Source organism: Furfurilactobacillus curtus (assembly GCF_045862785.1).
GTDB classification, from domain to species: domain Bacteria; phylum Bacillota; class Bacilli; order Lactobacillales; family Lactobacillaceae; genus Furfurilactobacillus; species Furfurilactobacillus curtus.
Map to the genome: position 1 here is coordinate 1 of NZ_BQXO01000096.1, position 303 is coordinate 303.

1 protein-coding gene is annotated in these 303 nt (G+C 36.6%); it reads left to right on the plus strand.

Going from position 1 to position 303, the window contains the following annotated elements:
- The coding region (locus tag ACKTR2_RS10630; RefSeq protein WP_407885108.1) for a MobA/MobL family protein at nucleotides 1-303 on the plus strand (303 nt) is incomplete at both ends.

Consider the following 303-nt stretch of genomic DNA (forward strand, 5'->3'; position numbering starts at 1 on the left):
AATTTGGTTGGTTGATTGGGATAAAAAGGAAAAAATTAATGAGTGGCGGCGTAATTGGGCAACAAGTGTTAATCAGTCTTTAGCACAAAAAAATATTCCGGATCGGATTAGTGAAAAATCGTTTGTCGATCAAGGGATTCAAGAGACACCTACCCAACACGAAGGCATTAACAGCCAAAGAAAAAATCGAAAAGCATTTAATCAACAAGTTAGCGCACAAAGAAACGCTCAAGCTAAATATCATAATCTTGACGAAAAGATAAGAAATCATGAACATTTTGACGCGTTAACTGACGAGCTATC